Origin of the sequence: Stenotrophomonas sp. Y-13, assembly GCF_046267925.1 — a bacterium.
GTDB classification, from domain to species: Bacteria; Pseudomonadota; Gammaproteobacteria; order Xanthomonadales; family Xanthomonadaceae; genus Stenotrophomonas; species Stenotrophomonas acidaminiphila_A.
In genome coordinates this window covers 773,025-789,169 of sequence record NZ_CP176501.1, presented here as the reverse complement: position 1 = coordinate 789,169, position 16,145 = coordinate 773,025, and the positions used below count along the sequence as shown (strand labels likewise).

Below are 16,145 nucleotides of genomic sequence, written 5' to 3'. Positions count from 1 at the left end.
CGGGCACCACGCCCGGCGCTGCGGCAAAACTACATGAAAACCGATGCGCGGGGAAAAGCCGGTCGGCGGCCGGGAAGGCACCGGGTGCTCCGCCGCGGGCCCGGCAACCCGTCGCTGCCGCGAGGACCGCCCGACTGGTTCACGGTGCCCCGGCTGCGCTAGGCTCGCGCTTCGGGACAGGGAGACCGCCGTGGACAAGCTCAAGCGCAAGCAGTACGAGCAGTTGCTGGAGCCCATGCAACTGGAACTGACCGCGATGGCGCGCTGGGTGCAGCACTCGGGCCAGCGCCTGCTGGTGCTGTTCGAGGGCCGCGACACCGCCGGCAAGGGCGGCGCCATCCAGGACATCGCGCGCCACCTGAACCCGCGCCAGTGCCGCATCGTCGCCCTGCCCAAGCCGACCGACCGCGAGCGCACGCAGTGGTACTTCCAGCGCCATGTGGCGCATCTGCCGGCGGCGGGCGAAATCGTGCTGATGGACCGCAGCTGGTACAACCGCGCCGGCGTGGAAAAGGTCATGGGCTATTGCACCGACGCCCAGTACCAGGCGTTCCTCACCCAGGCACCGGTGTTCGAGCGGCTGCTGGTGGATGACGGCATCCTGCTGTTCAAGTACTGGCTGTGCGTGGACCAGGCGCAGCAGGAAAAGCGCTTCGCCGAGCGTCGCGAGAACCCGCTCAAGGGCTGGAAGCTGTCGCCGGTGGACCTCCGCTCGCGGGTGGAGTACGACGCCTACACCCATGCCCGCGAGGCCATGCTCGAGGCGACCCACACCCACCATGCGCCGTGGACGCTGGTGGATTTCAACGACCAGAAGCGCGGCCGCCTGACCCTGATCCGCGACCTGCTCGACCGCCTGCCGGAAACACGCCTGGACGAGGCGCTGATCGACCTGCCGCCGCTGCCAGACGAACCAAAGAAGGAAAAATACGGCATGGTGAAACCGCTGCCGCCCTACCCCGCGACGTAGATGCGGGGCTTGCCCCGCATGGGGGCGTGGCGGGAAAGCGTGTGCCGGGCGAGCCCGGCACCTACATGGTCCACAGCCGCCTTGGGTGGATGCAGGGCTTGCCCCGCAGGGGGCGTCGGGGAAGGCTGTGCCGGGCGAGCCCGGCACCTGCATGGTCCGCAACTGGTTTCCGTAGATGCGGGGCTTGCCCCGCATGCGGGTCTTGCCGGGCATGCGCCGCGCGGCAGGCGGCGGGGTTTCAGCCCACCTTGCCGCCAGCCTCGACGATGGCCTGCTCGATCTTGCCGGCATCGACCGGGCCCAGGAACTGGTGGGCGACCTTGCCATCGGGCGCGATCAGGTAGGTCATCGGCAGACCGCGCGGCGTGGCGAAGTCCTGCGGCGGGTCGTACGGGTCGAGGATGACGATCGGGTAGGCCACCGGGTGCTTTTCCAGGAAGGCGCGCATGTCGTCCGGTTCGATGTCCTCGTAGGCCAGGCCGACCACCTCGACGTTGCCGCGCATGGCGTGCAGCGCCGACAGTTCCGGCATTTCCTGCAGGCACGGCGCGCACCAGGTCGCCCAGAAATTGACCACCACCCATTTCCCGCGATGGCCGGCCAGGTCGTAGTCCTCGCCGGCCACGGTCCTGGCCTGCAGCCGCGGCAGTGCCGCGGTCTGGGCCACCACGCCTGGGTTGGCGCTGGCGGCAGGCGGTTCGGCCGGCTTCGACGCAGGTGCGGCCGCGGGCTGGCTCTGGGCCCCGGCCCCGGCGGGCGCGCCGGCGTCGGGCGCGCTGCAGCCGGCCAATGCCAGCGCCAGCAGCGCGAAGGGAAGCAATCGGGTCATCGTTCGTCTCCGGTAATGGCATAGATGTCGCCGACGCGGCGCTTGAGCAGCTCGCGCAGCGGCACGCGCAGTTCGTCCAGCGCGCGGCAGGCCGCCTGGCCCAGCGCGTCCTCGCGGAACGGCAGGTATTCCTCGGCGATCGGAATGCGCAGCTGCGAGCTCTCGTACAGCTCGCGCAGGGTGATGCCGTCCAGGTCGCGCGCCAGCAGCCACTGGCCGCGTTCGTCGCGCCGCAGCAGGTTGATCGCCTCCATCTGGCACAGCAGTTCCTGCAGCAGCGAATCGGTGAGCATCGGCTCCAGCGCCAGCAGTTCCTCTTCGTCCAGCCCACGTCCCTGCGCGCGCGCCTCGCGGAAGCGCCCGAGCAGGCGCAGCAGGCCGTACAGCTCGCAGCCCTGCGGCAGGCGCAGGGCGACCGGCTGGTAGCGGAACGCGGCGATCGACGACGCCAGCGAGGCGCCCAGCAGCACCGACACCCAGCCCAGGTAGATCCACAGCAGCAGGATCGGCACGAACGCCACCGTGCCGTACAGCTTCTGGTAGGACTGGAAGCTGCCCAGGTACAGGCCCATGCCCCACTTCACCAGTTCCAGCATCACCACCGCCAGCAGGGCGCCGGGGATGGCATGGCGCCACTTCACGGTGTGGTGCGGGACCACCCGGTAGACCAGCATCACGCAGGCGAACTCGATCAGCACCGGCGCCAGGCGCAGCGCCAGGTCGGCCAGCCAGCGGCCCTCGACGGTGCCGAACAGCGGCAGCGCGAACACCTTGGCCGACACCGCCAGCGAGGCCGCCGCGAGCATCGCGCCCAGGGTCAGCACGGTCCAGTACACCAGGAAGCGGGTCAACCGCGGCCGCGCCGAGGCCACCCGCCAGATGCGGTTGAAGATCTGCTCGATGCTGTTGAGGGTGATCAGCAGCGACGCCACCAGCGCGATGAAGCCGGCCGCGGTGAGCTGGCCGACGCTGGCCGAGAACTGCCGCAGGTAGCCTTCCGCCGCACGCGCGGCCGAAGGCACGAAATTGGAGAACACGTAATCGCTGAGCGCCTCGCTCCAGCGGTCGAACATGGGGAACGCCGACAGCACCCCGAACACCACGATCGCCAGCGGCACCAGCGCGAACACGGTGGTGTAGGCCAGCGCGCCGGCCGCCTCGAACAGGCGGTCGTCGAGGAAACGGTGCCACAGGAAACGGGCGAAACTGGCCCGGCGCCCGCTGTCACGGACCCGTTCCATCCATAGATTGAGCGAATCCAGGGGTTCCATGCGGCAAGGGTACCCGATGCAAAGCGCGGCCCGCATCGCCGATACTGCCGCCTCCCGTGTGATGAGTGGATGGTGCGATGGCGGAAATCCTGGTGCTGTACTACAGCCGCGGCGGCTCGGTGGCGCGGCTGGCGCGGCAGATCGCCCGCGGCATCGGCGAGGTGCCGGGCATGGGCGCGCGCCTGCGCACGGTGCCGCCGGTCGCCGCCGTCACCCAGACCAGCGCGCCGCCGGTGCCGGAAGACGGCGCCCCGTATGTCGAGATCGCCGACCTGGCCGAATGCGCGGGCCTCGTGCTCGGCAGCCCGACCCGCTTCGGCAACATGGCCGCGCCGGTCAAGCATTTCCTCGACGGCCTCGGCGCGGAGTGGGTCAACGGCACCCTGTCCGGCAAGCCGGCGGCGGTGTTCACCTCCACCGCGTCGATGCACGGCGGGCAGGAGTCGACCCTGCTGTCGATGCAGCTGCCGCTGCTGCACCACGGCTGCCTGATCGTCGGCATTCCGTTCACCGAACCGGCGCTGAGCCACACCACCAGCGGCGGCACGCCATACGGCGCCAGCCATGTGGCCGGCGCCCAGGACGACCCGCAGCCGAGCGACGACGAAGCCCACCTGGCGCGCGTGCTCGGCCGGCGCGTGGCCGACATCGCGCGGAGGCTGGCGCGATGAGCACGGCGACACGACGGCACCCGACCCTGCTGCTGGCGCTGATCGCGCTGGCCGCGCTCTACACCTGGTGGTTCCTGGACGACAAGCACTGGCTGGCGACGCAGCTGGTGTTCACCGGGCCGCCGCTGCTGCTGGCCATCGCCCTGCGCCTTGGCTGGCGGCTGGCGCCGTTCTGGTCGGGCGTGTTCGCGCTGGGCTGGTTCAGCCATGGCGTGATGAGCGCATGGAGCCACCCGGAGACCGCGCCGCTGGCGTGGCTGGAAATCGCGCTGTCGCTGCTGGTGATCACACTGGCCAGCCTGCCGGGCCTGCGCGCGCGCTTCGCCAGCAAGCGCCCGTAAAGGCGGGGCCCGCCCCGCACGGGGACTGCCGACAAAAACCCCATGCGGGCGGACCCCGTCCGCGGCGCGGCTTATCATTTGCACCATCACCGTTTGGATTCACCGCCATGATGGAAGACCTCCTGATCGTCACCACCGGTGGCACGATCGACAAGATCTATTTCGACGACAAGTCCGACTACCAGATCGGCGATCCGCAGATCGGCATGATCCTGCGCGAACTGGGCGTGACCTTCCGCTTCAACGTCATCCCGATCCTGCGCAAGGATTCGCTGCACATCACCGACGCCGACCGCGAACTGATCCGCGCCACCATCGCCGCCCAGCCCACCCGCCACGTGCTGGTCACCCACGGCACCGATTCGATGGTGGCCACCGGCAAGGTGCTCAAGACCATCCCCGGCAAGACCATCGTGATGACCGGCGCGCTCAGCCCGGCGCGTTTCCGCGGCTCGGACGCCGAGTTCAACATCGGCTGCGCGATCGGCGCGGTGCAGTCGCTGCCCGAAGGCGTCTACATCGCCATGAACGGCCGCGTGTGGAACCCGGACAAGGTGCGCAAGAACGTCGAGGCCAACCGTTTCGAGTCGCTCTGAGTGGCCCGCGGTACCCGCGCCACCGCCGCGCTGGACAAGGCCGGGGTCGCCCACGGCCTGCATGCCTACGATTACGCCGCCGAGGTGGACAGCAAGGGCATGGCCGCCGCGCAGGCGCTGGGCATCGCGCCGGAACTGGTGTTCAAGACGCTGATGGCGTGGGTGGACAGGCAACCGGTGGTCGCGGTGATCCCGTGCGACCAGCGGTTGTCGCTGAAGAAGCTTGCCGCCGCCTGTGGCGGCAAGCACGCGCAGATGATGGAAGTGGCCGAGGCCGAGCGCCGCAGCGGCTACAAGGTCGGCGGCATCAGCCCGTTCGCGCAGCAGCGCCCGGCCGTCGTGCTGTTCGCCGGCGCCGCGCTGCAACACGCCCGCATCTGGATCAACGCCGGCCAGCGCGGACTGCTGCTGGACATCGCCCCGGACGACGCGCAGCGCGTGCTGCAGGCGCGCTGCGCCGACCTGTGCGAAGAATGACCGCGCGGCTGCCGCGGGCGCGGCACCCGCGGCGGCCCGCCTGAACCCGCAACCGCACACACGACGGCGCCCGCCCACGCAACACCTGCCGGACGCGCGCGGGCAACGGCACCGCCACGCCAGGCAGCCGGCGCGGCTGGAGCGGTGGCCACTCAATAGGAAAAGCCCCGCTTGCGCGGGGCTTTCCGTCCGTGGCCCGGCCCGGGGACTCAGCCGTCCAGGCGCACCAGCCAGCCGTGGCGGTCGGGCAGGCGGCCGTACTGGATGTCGGTCAGCTCCTTGCGCAGCGACATGGTCACCTCGCCGGCCGGCGCGTCCAGGTTGCCGACGGTGAAGCCCTCGCCCTTGAGCTGGCCGATCGGGGTGATGACCGCGGCGGTGCCGCAGGCGAACACCTCGGTGATGTCACCCGACGCCACGCCCTGCTTCCACTCGTCGATGGACACCTTGCGCTCTTCCACGGTCATGCCGCGGTCGCGCGCCAGCTGCAGGATGGATTCGCGGGTGATGCCTTCCAGGATCGAGCCCGACAGCGCCGGGGTGACCAGCCTGTTTTCCTTGCCGTAGACCAGGAACACGTTCATGCCACCCAGCTCTTCCAGGTACTTGCCCTCGACCGGGTCGAGGAACAGCACCTGCGAGCAGCCCTGCGCCTGCGCCTGCTGCTGCGGCAGCAGCGACGCGGCGTAGTTGCCGCCGCACTTGGCCGCGCCGGTGCCGCCCTTGGCCGCACGCGCATAGTCGGTGGACAGCCAGATCGCCACCGGCGCCACGCCCTTGGCGAAGTACGGGCCGGCCGGGCTGGCGATCACGTAGTAGCTGGCCTTGTGCGCGCCGCGCACGCCAAGGAACGCCTCGTCGCCGATCATGAACGGGCGGAAGTACAGGCTGGCCTCGTCGGCGCCGGACACCCAGTCCTTGTCCACCGCGATCATCTGCTTCAGCGACTCGACGAAAATTTCCACCGGCAGCTCGGGCAGCGCCAGGCGCGCGGCCGACCGCTGCAGGCGGCGGCCGTTGGCCTCGGGACGGAACGTCCACACCGACCCGTCGGCATGGCGGTAGGCCTTGATGCCCTCGAAGATCTCCTGCCCGTAGTGCAGCACCGCCGCGGCCGGATCCAGCGCGATCGGACCGTACGGCATCACCGCCGCGTCATGCCAGCCGGTGTCCTTGTCCCAGCGCACGGCCACCATGTGGTCGGTGAAGTGCAGGCCGAAACCCGGCTTCTCCAGGATCTTGGCGCGCTCGGCGGCGCTGCGCGGGTGGTCCGAACGGGTGACGTGGAAGCTCAGAGACTGGGACACCGGATGTTTCCTTCCAGATTGCGGGTTTTGAAGCCGGCCCGCACCCGGGCCAGCGCGTTGGACACCTTACAGCATGCCCGTTTCGAGCCGTGCCGCCTCGGACATCATGTGCTTGCCCCACGGCGGGTCGAACACCAGCTCGACGTCGGCGGCGGCCACGGTCGGGATCATCTCCAGCTTGCTGCGCACGTCGTCGACCAGGATCTCGCCCATGCCGCAGCCGGGCGCGGTCAGGGTCATGCGCACGTCCACTTCGCGCCGGCCAGCGTCCAAGTGCTTGATGTCGACTTCGTAGATGAGCCCGAGATCGACGATGTTGAACGGGATTTCCGGGTCGAAACAGGTCCGCAGCTGCTCCCACACCAGCTTTTCCACGTCCTCATCGCCGGCGCCCTCGGGCAGTTCCAGCCCCGGCGGCGGCTCCTTGCCGATGGCATCGCCGTCCTTGCCGGCGATGCGGAACAGGTTGCCTTCGACGAACACGGTGTAGCTGCCACCCAGCGCCTGGGTGATGTAGCCGTAGCTGCCGGCCGGCAGGGTCACGCTGTCGCCCTGGGGCACCATGACGGCCGGGCAATCGCGTTCGAAATGGACGGGTTCGCTGCTGCGGGAGTACATGTGGATCGATATGGGGACGCGGACGCTACCCGCAAGAGGGCCATTTTAGCCGACTGGGCGCGCCGGCCGCTGAAGGGCTATGCTGCGTGACCTTTTCGGGAATGCCCATGCCACCTGCCCCACGCCCGCCCGGCCGCCCCCAGCATTGGCTCTGGCCCCTGCTGTTGCTGCTGGGCAGCGCCACCCTGGCCATCGCCTGGCTGATGGTCGCACTGGCCACCGGCTCGCAGGCCGGCTGGATGGCGGTCGCCGCGGCCGCAGAAGCCGCCTGGATGCTGCGCCTGGGCACGCTGGCCGCCGGCAGGACCCGTATCGCGCTGGCGATGCTGGCCACGCTGTTGATCGCGCTGGCCGCCAACTGGGGCATCGCCGCGGCCTATATCGGCGGCCCGATGGGCCTGGCGCCCTGGGAATCGGCGCTGCGCCTGGGCCCGCACCTGGCCTGGACCCTGATCGGGCTGGCCAACGGCACCACCGAGATCCTGTGGCTGCTGGCCGGGCTGGCGGTGGCATGGTGGCTGGCGCGCTGAATTGAACTGCCCGGTGCCGCGCAGGTGCCGGGCTTGCCCGGCACGCGGCTTCACCGGCAAGGATTCATGCGGGGCAAGCCCCGCATCTACAGAAGCGCGCGGGTTGCCGGATCGCGCCCGTAGGTGCCGGGCTTGCCCGGCACGGGGCTTCATCGGCAAGGCTGCATGCGGGGCAAGCCCCGCATCTACAGAAACGCGGCGGTTGCCGGATCACGCCGTAGGTGCCGGGCTTGCCCGGCACGGGGCTTCACCGGCAAGACTTCACGCGGGGCAAGCCCCGCATCTACGGAAACGCGCGGGTTGCCGGATCGCGTCCGTAGGTGCCGGGCTCGCCCGGCACGCGGCTTCACCGGCAAGGCTTCATGCGGGGCAAGCCCCGCATCTACAGAAGCGCGGGGGTTGCCGGATCGCGCCGTAGGTGCCGGGCTTGCCCGGCACGTGGCTTCACCGGGCAGGCTTCACGCGGGGCAAGCCCCGCATCTACGGGGTTCCAGATATGCGAGATTGCCGGCTAGCGGCCGGCACTGCCTCAATGCCCGCCGTCCAGCGCCTTCAGCTCGCTGACCAGCGCGCCCGCCACCTCGGCACCATCGCCGTACAGCATGCGCGTGTTGTCGGCATAGAACAGCGCGTTCTCGATGCCGGCGAAGCCGGTGCCCTTGCCGCGCTTGATGACGATGGTGTTGCGGCTGCTGACCACGTCCAGGATCGGCATGCCGTAGATCGGGCTGGACGGGTCGGTCTTCGCCACCGGGTTGACCACGTCGTTGGCGCCGATCACCAGCGATACGTCGGTGCTGGCGAACTCGGGATTGATGTCGTCCATGTCCGCGATCAGGTCGTAGGGCACCCCGGCCTCGGCCAGCAGCACGTTCATGTGCCCGGGCATGCGCCCGGCGACCGGGTGGATGGCGAACTTCACCTTGACCCCGCGTTCGATCAGCCGCTGCGCCAGCTCCCAGATCTTGTGCTGGGCCTGGGCCACCGCCATGCCGTAGCCGGGCACGATCACCACCCGCTCGGCGAAGGCCATCATCGCCGCCACGTCGGCGGCCTCGATCGGCTTCTGGCTGCCGCTGATTTCCGCCGCGCCCTGCCCGCCACCGCCGAAGTTGGAGAACAGCACGCCGCTGATCGGCCGGTTCATCGCCTTGGCCATCAGCCGCGTCAGCAGGATGCCGGCCGCGCCGACCATCATGCCGGCGATGATCAGCGCCTCGTTGCCCAGCACGTAGCCTTCGAAGGACACCGCCAGGCCGGTGAAGGCGTTGTACAGCGAGATCACCACCGGCATGTCGGCGCCGCCGATGGGCAGGGTCATCAGCACGCCCAGCGCCAGCGCGGCCACGAAGAAGGCGATGATCGCCAGCGGCTGCAGGCTCAGCGCCGCCCACACCCCCAGCGCCACCATCGCCACGGCCACCAGCAGGTTGAACGCCTGCTGCCCGGGGAAGGTGACGCGCTTGTCCAGGCGGCCGTCGAGCTTGGCCCAGGCGATGACCGAACCGGACAGCGACACCGCGCCGATGGCCGCGCCGACCACCGCCAGGGCCAGCACCGTGGCCGACGGCTGCCGTGCCGCGAGCGCGGCGATGGCTTCCGCGCTCCAGTGGCTGGTGTCGCGGCCGGCGACGTCGGCGAAGCGCAGCAGCTCCACCGCGCCGATGGCCGCGGCCGAGCCGCCGCCCATGCCGTTGTACAGCGCCACCATCTGCGGCATGTCGGTGATGGCGACCTTCCTGGCCGACACCCAGGCCAGCGCGGTGCCCAGCACCAGCGCCACCAGGATCAGCGCGATGTTGTGCAGCCCCGGCAGGAAGAACGTGGCGACGGTGGCCAGCAGCATGCCCACGCCCGCCCAGTGGATGCCGCTGCGCGCGGTCCTGGGCGAGGCCATGCGCTGCAGGCCCAGCAGGAACAAGGTGGCGGCCACCAGGTAACTCGCCTTGACCAGCAACGCCATGCTCATGCCGCTTCCTCCTGAACCCGGGTCTCCACAATGCCGGCGTGACGATCGCGGCGGTGATGCTCGCGCATCTCGATCGCGGTCTTCAGCAGCCCGATCATGCCCAGCCCGAACGCCACCAGCCCCAGCGACAGCTGCGACAACGCCGCGGTGTCCGCCAGCGCCGCGCCCACCAGCCCCAGCACGATCGGCAGCAGCGCCTCGGCGGTCAGCAGCCAGAGCATCCAGCCGCCCTTGCGCGGGTCCTCCCAGACCCGGCGCGAGAGCCGGTTCTGGGTCCGGGTCGGGTCCTGCAGTGAAGACAGGCCGATGCCGACGCCGGCATACAGCAGGGCGTTGTTGAAGGCATCAAGCAGGCCATCCAGGCCCCTGAACAGGGGCAGCGCGGCATGGCCGAGCGCGACCAGCAGCGCCGGATACTGCAGGTAGCTGAGCCACTGGAACAGCTGCCGCGCCTCGATCCGCCGCGCCGGCGCCGGGGCTACCCGTGCGCTCACTTGCCCGGCCCTTGCGCCGCCCTGGAGCTCTTGAACATCTCCAGCATGCGCTCGGTGACCACGTAGCCGCCGGCGGCGTTGCCCGCGCCCAGGGCGACGGCGATGAAGCCGATGGCCTTCTCCAGCGTGGTATCGGCATGGCCCAGCACCACCATCGCCCCGATCAGCACGATGCCGTGGATGAAGTTGGAACCGGACATCAGCGGGGTGTGCAGGATCACCGGCACCCGCGAGATGATCACGTGGCCGGCGATGGCCGCCAGCATGAAGATGTACAACGCCACGAACCCGTCGTTCATTGCTGCCCTCTCCGAGGCCGGAACTGCCCGTCCCGCATCATAACCATGCGATGAACGCCGGCGCGACCGTTGCCGTCAACCGATCCGCCCGCCGCGCGTTATCGATGCCAGGACCATCCGGAACGCTACCCTGTGCTGGTGACCCCGCCGCCGCTGACGCCCGTTGCCGCCCCCGCCTCGCTGGACGCCTTCCTGGCCGGCGTCGGGCCGCGTGCGTTCCGCTTCGCCGAGGCCGGCCTGCGCCAGCGCGACGATGCGCTGGACGCGGTGCAGGACGCGATGGAACGGATGCTCGGCTACCGCGACCACCCGGCCGAGGAATGGACGCCGCTGTTCTGGAGCATCCTGCGCCGGCGCATCATCGACCTGCGGCGCCGGCGCGGCTTCCGGCTGAAGTTCTGGGCGCCGGCGCAGGACGAGGACGGCCCGATCGACTGGGCTGACGACCGCCCGGGGCCGGCGCAGGAACATGAGCAGCGCGAGGATTACGCGCGGCTGGTGCAGGCATTGCGGCAATTGCCGGCACGCCAGCGCGAGGCGTTCGGCCTGCGCGTGCTGCAGGAGCTGGACGTGGCGACCACCGCCCGGATCATGGGCTGCTCGGAAGGTTCGGTGAAAACCCATCTGTCGCGCGCGCGCGACGCATTGCAGAAACAACTGGAGGCCACGCGGTGAACCGCCTGCCCACATCCCGCAACGACGACTTCGACCGCTCGCTGCGGCAGCTGCAACAGCATGCCGAAGGCGCGGTCTCCGCCGCTACGCTGGCACGCCTGCGCCAGGCGCGCCGGCACGCCACCTCAGGCGCCGACACCGGCGCCTCGCCGTGGCGTCGCCGCGGCTGGTGGCTGGCCACCGCCTGCTCGGCGGTACTGGCGGTAACCGTGGCGGTGCAGTTCAACCGCACCGCGCCGGTACTGCCGCCCAGCGTGGCGGCCGACCCCGCCACCGACCTGTCCAATGATGCCCTGCTGTTCGACGAAAGCCCGGAGCTGTACCTGTGGCTCGGTTCGGACGCGGTGGCGATGGAGTGATGATCATGAACATCCGCCTTTGCCTGCTGCCACTGTTGCTGGCCGTCGCCGCGCCGGCATTCTCCCAGCCGTCGCAGCCGTCGCTGCCCGAGTGGGACCAGCTCACCCCGGCCCAGCGCGAAACCCTGATCGCGCCGATGCGCGACCGCTGGAACGCCTCGCCCGAGCACCGCCAGCGCATGTACGAGCATGCCCGCGGCTGGCAGCAGATGAGCCCCGAGCAGCGCTCGCAGGCGCGCCGCGGCATGCACCGCTTCCAGAACATGTCGCCGCAGCAGCAGCGCGAGGCCCGCGCCCTGTTCGCGAAGATGCGCAGCATGGACAAGGCCCAGCGCCAGGAACTGCGCGAGCAGTGGCACCGGATGACGCCGGAGCAGCGCCGGCAGTGGCTGGAGGCCAATCCGGCCGATTGAAGGGGGGCGGCAAGCACCACGGCCGGCGCCCCTGCGGTTACCGGCGCGCCCCCATCCGGACAGGTCCGCGTCATGCCATGGTGCTTGATGGAGCGCGCGGACGGGCTGAGCGCTACACGGCCCGGCACCGTGGAAATCCGCAGGGCAATGTCGGGCTTTCTTGTTCAGCCCAACCCGCGTGCCATCATTCATTTGACAGAGGCGGCAGCCGTGTCACCCCGGATACCGAGTCGGCATGCAGCAGGACGCGGTTGTCCGCACAGCATTGCGGCGGCGCCTCGGGCCGCCACTCGAACACGCCCGAAACCGTGGCCGCCGCCCGCCGCGCCCGCAACACGTCACGCGTGCCGAACAGCTCTTCCAGAATCACGGGAGGGCCTGCCAGCGTAATGATCCGCACATGCGAATCATCGCAGTCATACAGATAGACACCATGGTGCATGGCCGTCGCGACACAGGCCGGCACCTGCACATGCCTGCCCGCATATTTTTCCGGGCTTTCGGCCAAGTGCCGGTACGCAATCCGTAACGGTTCGTCGGCGAAGGCAGGCCCACTACCCGGGCCGCTTGCCGCCAACCACGCGACGACAACCCCAGTGTGCAGCTTCATACCGGCGGGATCTCCCCCGCGGCCGGGCGCTCGGGCCACACGGTCCTGGCCAGCAGTTCGTCGTTCCAGTCGAAGGCCAGCGCGCCATCCTTGAGGAACAACGAGACGAAATTGAGCACGTTGCGCGCGTACATCTCGCTGGCGTGGATGGCGCCCATGCTGGCCAGGTCGAGCGGGCCGGCCACGGTCACCCCGCCCACGTCGACCGTCTCGCCCGGCCGCGTCGCCTCGCAGTTGCCGCCGGTCTCGGCGGCCAGGTCGACGATCACGCTGCCCGGGCGCATCCCCGCGACCATCGCCGCGGTGACGATCTTCGGTGCCGGGCGGCCGGGCACGGCGGCGGTGCAGATCACCACGTCCACGCCCTTGAGGTGCTCAGCCAGGCGCCGCTGCTGCTCGGCGCGCTCGGCGTCGGTGAGCGGGCGCGCATAGCCGCCCTCGCCGGCGGCGCTGACCCCGAGGTCCAGGAACCTGCCACCCAGTGACTCGATCTGTTCGCGGGTTTCCGGGCGCACGTCGAAGCCCTCCACCTGCGCGCCCAGGCGCCGGGCGGTGGCGATCGCCTGCAGGCCGGCCACGCCGGCGCCGACCACCAGTACCTTCGACGGGCGGATGGTGCCGGCAGCGGTGGTCAGCATCGGGAAGAAGCGCGGCGCCAGCTGCGCGGCGATCAGGGTGGCCTTGTAGCCGGCCATGCCGGCCTGCGAGCTGAGCACGTCCATGGCCTGCGCGCGGGTGGTGCGCGGCAGCCGTTCCAGCGGGAACGCCAGCAGCTGCCGCGCCTGCAGCGCGGCGGCACGCGCGGCATCGGCCTGCGGCTGCAGGGTGCCGACCAGCACCGCACCGGGCTTGAGCTGCCCGATCAACTGCGGCGACGGCGCCTGCACGCACAGCACCAGGTCGGCGGCGTCCGCGGCCTCGTCGATCTGCGCGCCGGCGTCGCGGTAGGCCTGGTCGGTGAACCCGGCGGCCAACCCGGCACCGGCCTGCACCTGCACCTTCGCCCCGGCCGCCAGCAGCTTCTTCACCGTTTCCGGCGTGGCCGCCACGCGCCGCTCGCCCGCCGCGGCTTCCTTCAACACCCGTACCTCAACGGCCATGCCCGTCCCCGATGCGCAGTGGAATACGCCGGGGATCGTAGCAAAGCGGGTCGGGCCTCAGTGCACCGTGGGGGTCTGCGGGTCGAGCCGGTCTATCACGCCCTGCATGGCGCTGTCGAACGCGCCGTCGTCCACGTGCGGGCGCAGGCGGCCGAGCCGCTCCATCACCACCAGCTCCTCCGGCGAGGCCACGCAGAAGCGGATGCCGCGGCGGTTGACGAACAGCAGGCGCGAGGAGATCGGGCTGACCCAGGACAGCTTGCCGGCCTGCACCTTGCCGTCCTTGTCGATGAAATCCAGCCAGGTGCCGATATCCATGGCGCGGTAGCGGGCGGCATCGGCGTGGTCCACGCTCTCCGGGCGCGCCTCGGCGCCCAGGTCCAGCGCCGCCGATTCCTGCGCCGGCGGCGTCGGCAGGCTGACCTGCGGCAGCTCGGGCAGTGCCCGTTCCAGCTCCGGTCGGGCCTCGGCGATGGCCTGCAGCGTGTCGTGCAGCGCGTCGATCGCGCCGACGCTGCCTTCGCCATGCAGGCCGACGCTGGCGAACACCTTGCGCAGCCCCGGCTGGAGGGACTGCAGCCATGGCTTGCCGACCACATGCCGGCGCGCCTCGGCCACTTCCTCCAGCAGCACGTCGGCCAGCCCCAGCGCTTCGGCCACCGACTCGCCGTCGTCGCCTTCGCGCAGCAGGCTCATGGTCAGGTGGTGGTTCCAGGGCTGGCGCAGGAAGCCTTCGATCGCCGCCGGCAGCGGCGCGCCCTGCAGCCGCCGCTCCAGTTCGGCCAGGGCACGGCTGCGGGCCAGCTCCAGCTTCTCCTGGCCGCGCTGGGTTTCGGTCGCGCGGCGCTCGGCGATCTCGATGCGGCGCCGGTGCTGGGCGAGAAACTCGCGGAATTCCTCTTCCAGGGTCAGGAAGATCGCCAGGTTCTCGTTGAACTCGGCGATCAGCCGGTCGATGATCTCCTCGACCTTGCCCATCAGCGCGCGCTCGGCCTGGCTTTCGCCGGCGTTGCCCTCGCAGGCCTCGGCCAGCGAGTTGAGCAGGCGCCGCGCCGGGTGGGTCTTCTGCACGAACATGCGCCGGTCCAGCAGCGCGACCTTGACGAACGGCACCACCAGGCGGCCGATCAGTTCGCGCGAGCGGCCTTCCAGCTCGCGCTCGTCGAGCATCACGTCGAACAGCATGCCGACCAGGTCGATGGCGTCCTCGTCCTGCGGGTCCAGCCGCGCCTGCCCGGGATCGACGCCGAGCCGGGTGGCGCCTGAAATCACTTCGTTCTTGAGCCGCTGCGCCAGCGATTCGCTCTGGTCGCCCACCGCCGCGCGCAGCGTCGCCGTGGGCGTGGCCTGCAGCAGCGACAGCACCGACATCATTTCGTGCTGGCTGAGCGGGCGCTGCTGGCCGACCGCCACCTGCGCGGCGGCGGTGGCGTCCTCGCGCACATGCCGGGTCTGCGCCAGCAGCTCGTGCAGCGCTTCCAGGATCATGTTCTGCCCGCTCGCCGACGGGGTGCCGTCATAGCCCCCCGGGTGGCCGGCCTGCAGTTCGCTGCGGTGCCGCGCCCAACGCTCGGTGAAGCGGCGCGCCCAGGCCGGCGCGTGCTGGGGATCGGAGAGGTCTTCGTCGTCGCCCTGCGCCATGCCGGGATCGGCATCGGCCGGGCGCGGCGGGCGCGCGGCGGGTGCCGGGCGCGGCGGCGGCTGCGAAATGCCCGGCATCACCCCGGCCTGCGCCAGGCGTTCGTCGACATCGCGGTAGATGCGCCCCACCTGCACGGCGAATTCCCGCTCGCACAGCTTGATCAGCACCAGCCGCACTTCGGCGGCCAGGTCGCACACGCCGAACGCCTCGTGCACCGCCACGCCGATATGTTCGGGGCCGATCGGATTGAGATCGATGTCCAGCCCGTCCACGCCGCTGATCCAGGCCAGGCGGCGGTCCAGCCGCGCCAGCACCGGCTTCCATTCGCGCAGCACCACCGCGGCGAAATTGCGCACCGCCAGCCGTGATTCCAGGTCGTGTTCGGAGACCAGGCTCAGCCCGCCATCGCCCTGCCCGGCCTGCGCCAGCGCGGCCTCGGCCGACAGCGGCGCGGCGGCCTCCAGCGCGCTCCACGCCTGGCGCAGGTGCGCGCCGAAACGCGCGGTGATGTCGTCGCGGCGCCGGCGCAGCTCGCGCATGCCGTCGAGGAACACCAGCTGCGACGCGCCCGCGGTCTCGGCGCGGTCGAACAGGGCATCGTCGAACCCGGCCAATACCCGGGCAAACGTGGCCGAAAGCGGGGGCAGCGCGGCTTCGCGCGCCAGCGCCAGCAGGTCCGGGTTATGGCCGGGGCGCTCTGGAGGATGCGGCTGGGACATCATGCGCAGTGGCTCCGCACCTTCGCAGGCGCTGCTCCTGTAAGGATCGTATGGAAGAAAGCGGACAGCCCCCCGGTCTCCGCCCACGCATGGTAGGGGGAGAAGCTGAACAGGGCCAGTGATGCAGTCCGCACTTTGTACCTCGCCACCGGCAACCCGGCATGTCGCGCCATGCTAAGCGTACCGCGGTGAATTGGCGAGAAATCCGCCAGGCGGGGGCTTCGACCGAGTGCTCAGATTCGCCCGCCCCCGCCG

Annotated in this window: 19 protein-coding genes; 9 read left to right on the top strand and 10 right to left on the bottom strand. The window is 70.4% G+C overall.

The window, feature by feature from the left end:
- Window positions 1-190 precede the first annotated feature (190 nt).
- On the top strand, window positions 191-970 hold the full coding sequence (gene ppk2 / locus ACJ7VY_RS03400; protein WP_161613280.1) for a polyphosphate kinase 2: 780 nt from the start codon (window positions 191-193) through the stop codon (window positions 968-970).
- Between the two features lie 238 nt (window positions 971-1,208).
- Here ppk2 and ACJ7VY_RS03395 read toward each other — a convergent pair whose 3' ends face one another.
- The gene (locus ACJ7VY_RS03395; RefSeq protein WP_409476371.1) at window positions 1,209-1,799 is read right to left on the bottom strand and encodes a TlpA family protein disulfide reductase; all 591 of its coding nucleotides are present in this window, start codon (window positions 1,797-1,799) and stop codon (window positions 1,209-1,211) included.
- On the bottom strand, window positions 1,796-3,070 hold the full coding sequence (locus tag ACJ7VY_RS03390; RefSeq protein WP_104938113.1) for a YihY family inner membrane protein: 1,275 nt from the start codon (window positions 3,068-3,070) through the stop codon (window positions 1,796-1,798). Before ACJ7VY_RS03390 ends, ACJ7VY_RS03395 begins: the two co-directional genes overlap by 4 nt.
- Before the next feature lie 77 nt (window positions 3,071-3,147).
- Between ACJ7VY_RS03390 and wrbA the strand changes: the two genes are divergently transcribed.
- From wrbA to ybaK, 4 genes are all read left to right on the top strand, one after another.
- Window positions 3,148-3,741, top strand: coding sequence for an NAD(P)H:quinone oxidoreductase (wrbA, locus tag ACJ7VY_RS03385; protein ID WP_161613277.1), 594 nt, complete (start codon window positions 3,148-3,150; stop codon window positions 3,739-3,741).
- On the top strand, window positions 3,738-4,082 hold the full coding sequence (locus ACJ7VY_RS03380; protein ID WP_409476370.1) for a DUF2069 domain-containing protein: 345 nt from the start codon (window positions 3,738-3,740) through the stop codon (window positions 4,080-4,082). The genes wrbA and ACJ7VY_RS03380 overlap by 4 nt, the downstream gene beginning before the upstream one ends.
- 110 nt (window positions 4,083-4,192) lie before the next feature.
- The gene (locus ACJ7VY_RS03375) at window positions 4,193-4,678 is read left to right on the top strand and encodes an asparaginase domain-containing protein (RefSeq protein WP_104940122.1); all 486 of its coding nucleotides are present in this window, start codon (window positions 4,193-4,195) and stop codon (window positions 4,676-4,678) included.
- A complete protein-coding gene (ybaK, locus tag ACJ7VY_RS03370; RefSeq protein WP_409476369.1) occupies window positions 4,679-5,155 on the top strand; it encodes a Cys-tRNA(Pro) deacylase in 477 nt (158 codons plus the stop codon).
- 209 nt (window positions 5,156-5,364) lie between these two features.
- On the opposite strand, the gene ACJ7VY_RS03365 is transcribed toward ybaK, so the two are convergent.
- Complete coding sequence (locus tag ACJ7VY_RS03365; RefSeq protein WP_104938110.1) at window positions 5,365-6,462, bottom strand: branched-chain amino acid aminotransferase; 1,098 nt, start codon at window positions 6,460-6,462, stop codon at window positions 5,365-5,367.
- 66 nt (window positions 6,463-6,528) lie between these two features.
- Complete coding sequence (gene sufT / locus ACJ7VY_RS03360; protein WP_161613274.1) at window positions 6,529-7,080, bottom strand: putative Fe-S cluster assembly protein SufT; 552 nt, start codon at window positions 7,078-7,080, stop codon at window positions 6,529-6,531.
- Window positions 7,081-7,187: 107 nt separating this feature from the next.
- On the opposite strand from sufT, the gene ACJ7VY_RS03355 reads away from it, so the two are divergent.
- Window positions 7,188-7,610, top strand: coding sequence for a hypothetical protein (locus tag ACJ7VY_RS03355; RefSeq protein ID WP_104938109.1), 423 nt, complete (start codon window positions 7,188-7,190; stop codon window positions 7,608-7,610).
- A gap of 529 nt (window positions 7,611-8,139) precedes the next feature.
- Here ACJ7VY_RS03355 and ACJ7VY_RS03350 read toward each other — a convergent pair.
- Genes ACJ7VY_RS03350 through ACJ7VY_RS03340 form a run of 3 tightly spaced genes read right to left on the bottom strand, consistent with a single transcriptional unit; the run spans window position 8,140 to window position 10,372 of the window.
- On the bottom strand, window positions 8,140-9,579 hold the full coding sequence (locus ACJ7VY_RS03350; RefSeq protein ID WP_312348272.1) for an NAD(P)(+) transhydrogenase (Re/Si-specific) subunit beta: 1,440 nt from the start codon (window positions 9,577-9,579) through the stop codon (window positions 8,140-8,142).
- Complete coding sequence (locus tag ACJ7VY_RS03345; RefSeq protein WP_240213404.1) at window positions 9,576-10,073, bottom strand: hypothetical protein; 498 nt, start codon at window positions 10,071-10,073, stop codon at window positions 9,576-9,578. The genes ACJ7VY_RS03350 and ACJ7VY_RS03345 overlap by 4 nt, the downstream gene beginning before the upstream one ends.
- Window positions 10,070-10,372 carry an NAD(P) transhydrogenase subunit alpha gene (locus ACJ7VY_RS03340; RefSeq protein ID WP_104938106.1) on the bottom strand — a complete coding sequence of 101 codons (303 nt, stop codon included), beginning with the start codon at window positions 10,370-10,372 and terminating at the stop codon, window positions 10,070-10,072. Before ACJ7VY_RS03340 ends, ACJ7VY_RS03345 begins: the two co-directional genes overlap by 4 nt.
- A gap of 132 nt (window positions 10,373-10,504) precedes the next feature.
- On the opposite strand from ACJ7VY_RS03340, the gene ACJ7VY_RS03335 reads away from it, so the two are divergent.
- The 3 genes from ACJ7VY_RS03335 to ACJ7VY_RS03325 are packed head-to-tail and all read left to right on the top strand — an operon-like array spanning window position 10,505 to window position 11,819.
- Window positions 10,505-11,047: an RNA polymerase sigma factor gene (locus ACJ7VY_RS03335; RefSeq protein ID WP_313228946.1), complete on the top strand. Its 543-nt coding sequence runs from the start codon at window positions 10,505-10,507 to the stop codon at window positions 11,045-11,047.
- Complete coding sequence (locus ACJ7VY_RS03330; protein ID WP_409476368.1) at window positions 11,044-11,406, top strand: hypothetical protein; 363 nt, start codon at window positions 11,044-11,046, stop codon at window positions 11,404-11,406. The genes ACJ7VY_RS03335 and ACJ7VY_RS03330 overlap by 4 nt, the downstream gene beginning before the upstream one ends.
- On the top strand, window positions 11,406-11,819 hold the full coding sequence (locus ACJ7VY_RS03325) for a DUF3106 domain-containing protein (RefSeq protein ID WP_409476367.1): 414 nt from the start codon (window positions 11,406-11,408) through the stop codon (window positions 11,817-11,819). The genes ACJ7VY_RS03330 and ACJ7VY_RS03325 overlap by 1 nt, the downstream gene beginning before the upstream one ends.
- A gap of 184 nt (window positions 11,820-12,003) precedes the next feature.
- Here the strand turns inward: ACJ7VY_RS03325 and ACJ7VY_RS03320 are convergent, their stop codons facing one another.
- From ACJ7VY_RS03320 to ACJ7VY_RS03310, 3 genes are read right to left on the bottom strand one after another with little or no spacing between them, the layout of a single operon-like run.
- Entirely contained in the window at window positions 12,004-12,429 is a 426-nt protein-coding gene (locus ACJ7VY_RS03320) for a hypothetical protein (protein ID WP_158681811.1), read from the bottom strand.
- On the bottom strand, window positions 12,426-13,529 hold the full coding sequence (locus tag ACJ7VY_RS03315) for an NAD(P) transhydrogenase subunit alpha (RefSeq protein WP_409476366.1): 1,104 nt from the start codon (window positions 13,527-13,529) through the stop codon (window positions 12,426-12,428). Before ACJ7VY_RS03315 ends, ACJ7VY_RS03320 begins: the two co-directional genes overlap by 4 nt.
- A gap of 57 nt (window positions 13,530-13,586) precedes the next feature.
- Window positions 13,587-15,893: a DUF1631 domain-containing protein gene (locus tag ACJ7VY_RS03310; RefSeq protein WP_409476365.1), complete on the bottom strand. Its 2,307-nt coding sequence runs from the start codon at window positions 15,891-15,893 to the stop codon at window positions 13,587-13,589.
- Window positions 15,894-16,145 lie beyond the last annotated feature (252 nt).

Coding starts and splice junctions, on each gene's coding strand:
- ACJ7VY_RS03395 (WP_409476371.1), bottom strand. CDS start 1,799: ATGACCCGATTGCTTCCCTTCGCGCTGCTGGCGCTGGCATTGGCCGGC.
- ACJ7VY_RS03390 (WP_104938113.1), bottom strand. CDS start 3,070: ATGGAACCCCTGGATTCGCTCAATCTATGGATGGAACGGGTCCGTGAC.
- wrbA (WP_161613277.1), top strand. CDS start 3,148: ATGGCGGAAATCCTGGTGCTGTACTACAGCCGCGGCGGCTCGGTGGCG.
- ACJ7VY_RS03380 (WP_409476370.1), top strand. CDS start 3,738: ATGAGCACGGCGACACGACGGCACCCGACCCTGCTGCTGGCGCTGATC.
- ACJ7VY_RS03375 (WP_104940122.1), top strand. CDS start 4,193: ATGGAAGACCTCCTGATCGTCACCACCGGTGGCACGATCGACAAGATC.
- sufT (WP_161613274.1), bottom strand. CDS start 7,080: ATGTACTCCCGCAGCAGCGAACCCGTCCATTTCGAACGCGATTGCCCG.
- ACJ7VY_RS03355 (WP_104938109.1), top strand. CDS start 7,188: ATGCCACCTGCCCCACGCCCGCCCGGCCGCCCCCAGCATTGGCTCTGG.
- ACJ7VY_RS03350 (WP_312348272.1), bottom strand. CDS start 9,579: ATGAGCATGGCGTTGCTGGTCAAGGCGAGTTACCTGGTGGCCGCCACC.
- ACJ7VY_RS03340 (WP_104938106.1), bottom strand. CDS start 10,372: ATGAACGACGGGTTCGTGGCGTTGTACATCTTCATGCTGGCGGCCATC.
- ACJ7VY_RS03325 (WP_409476367.1), top strand. CDS start 11,406: ATGATCATGAACATCCGCCTTTGCCTGCTGCCACTGTTGCTGGCCGTC.
- ACJ7VY_RS03320 (WP_158681811.1), bottom strand. CDS start 12,429: ATGAAGCTGCACACTGGGGTTGTCGTCGCGTGGTTGGCGGCAAGCGGC.
- ACJ7VY_RS03315 (WP_409476366.1), bottom strand. CDS start 13,529: ATGGCCGTTGAGGTACGGGTGTTGAAGGAAGCCGCGGCGGGCGAGCGG.
- ACJ7VY_RS03310 (WP_409476365.1), bottom strand. CDS start 15,893: ATGATGTCCCAGCCGCATCCTCCAGAGCGCCCCGGCCATAACCCGGAC.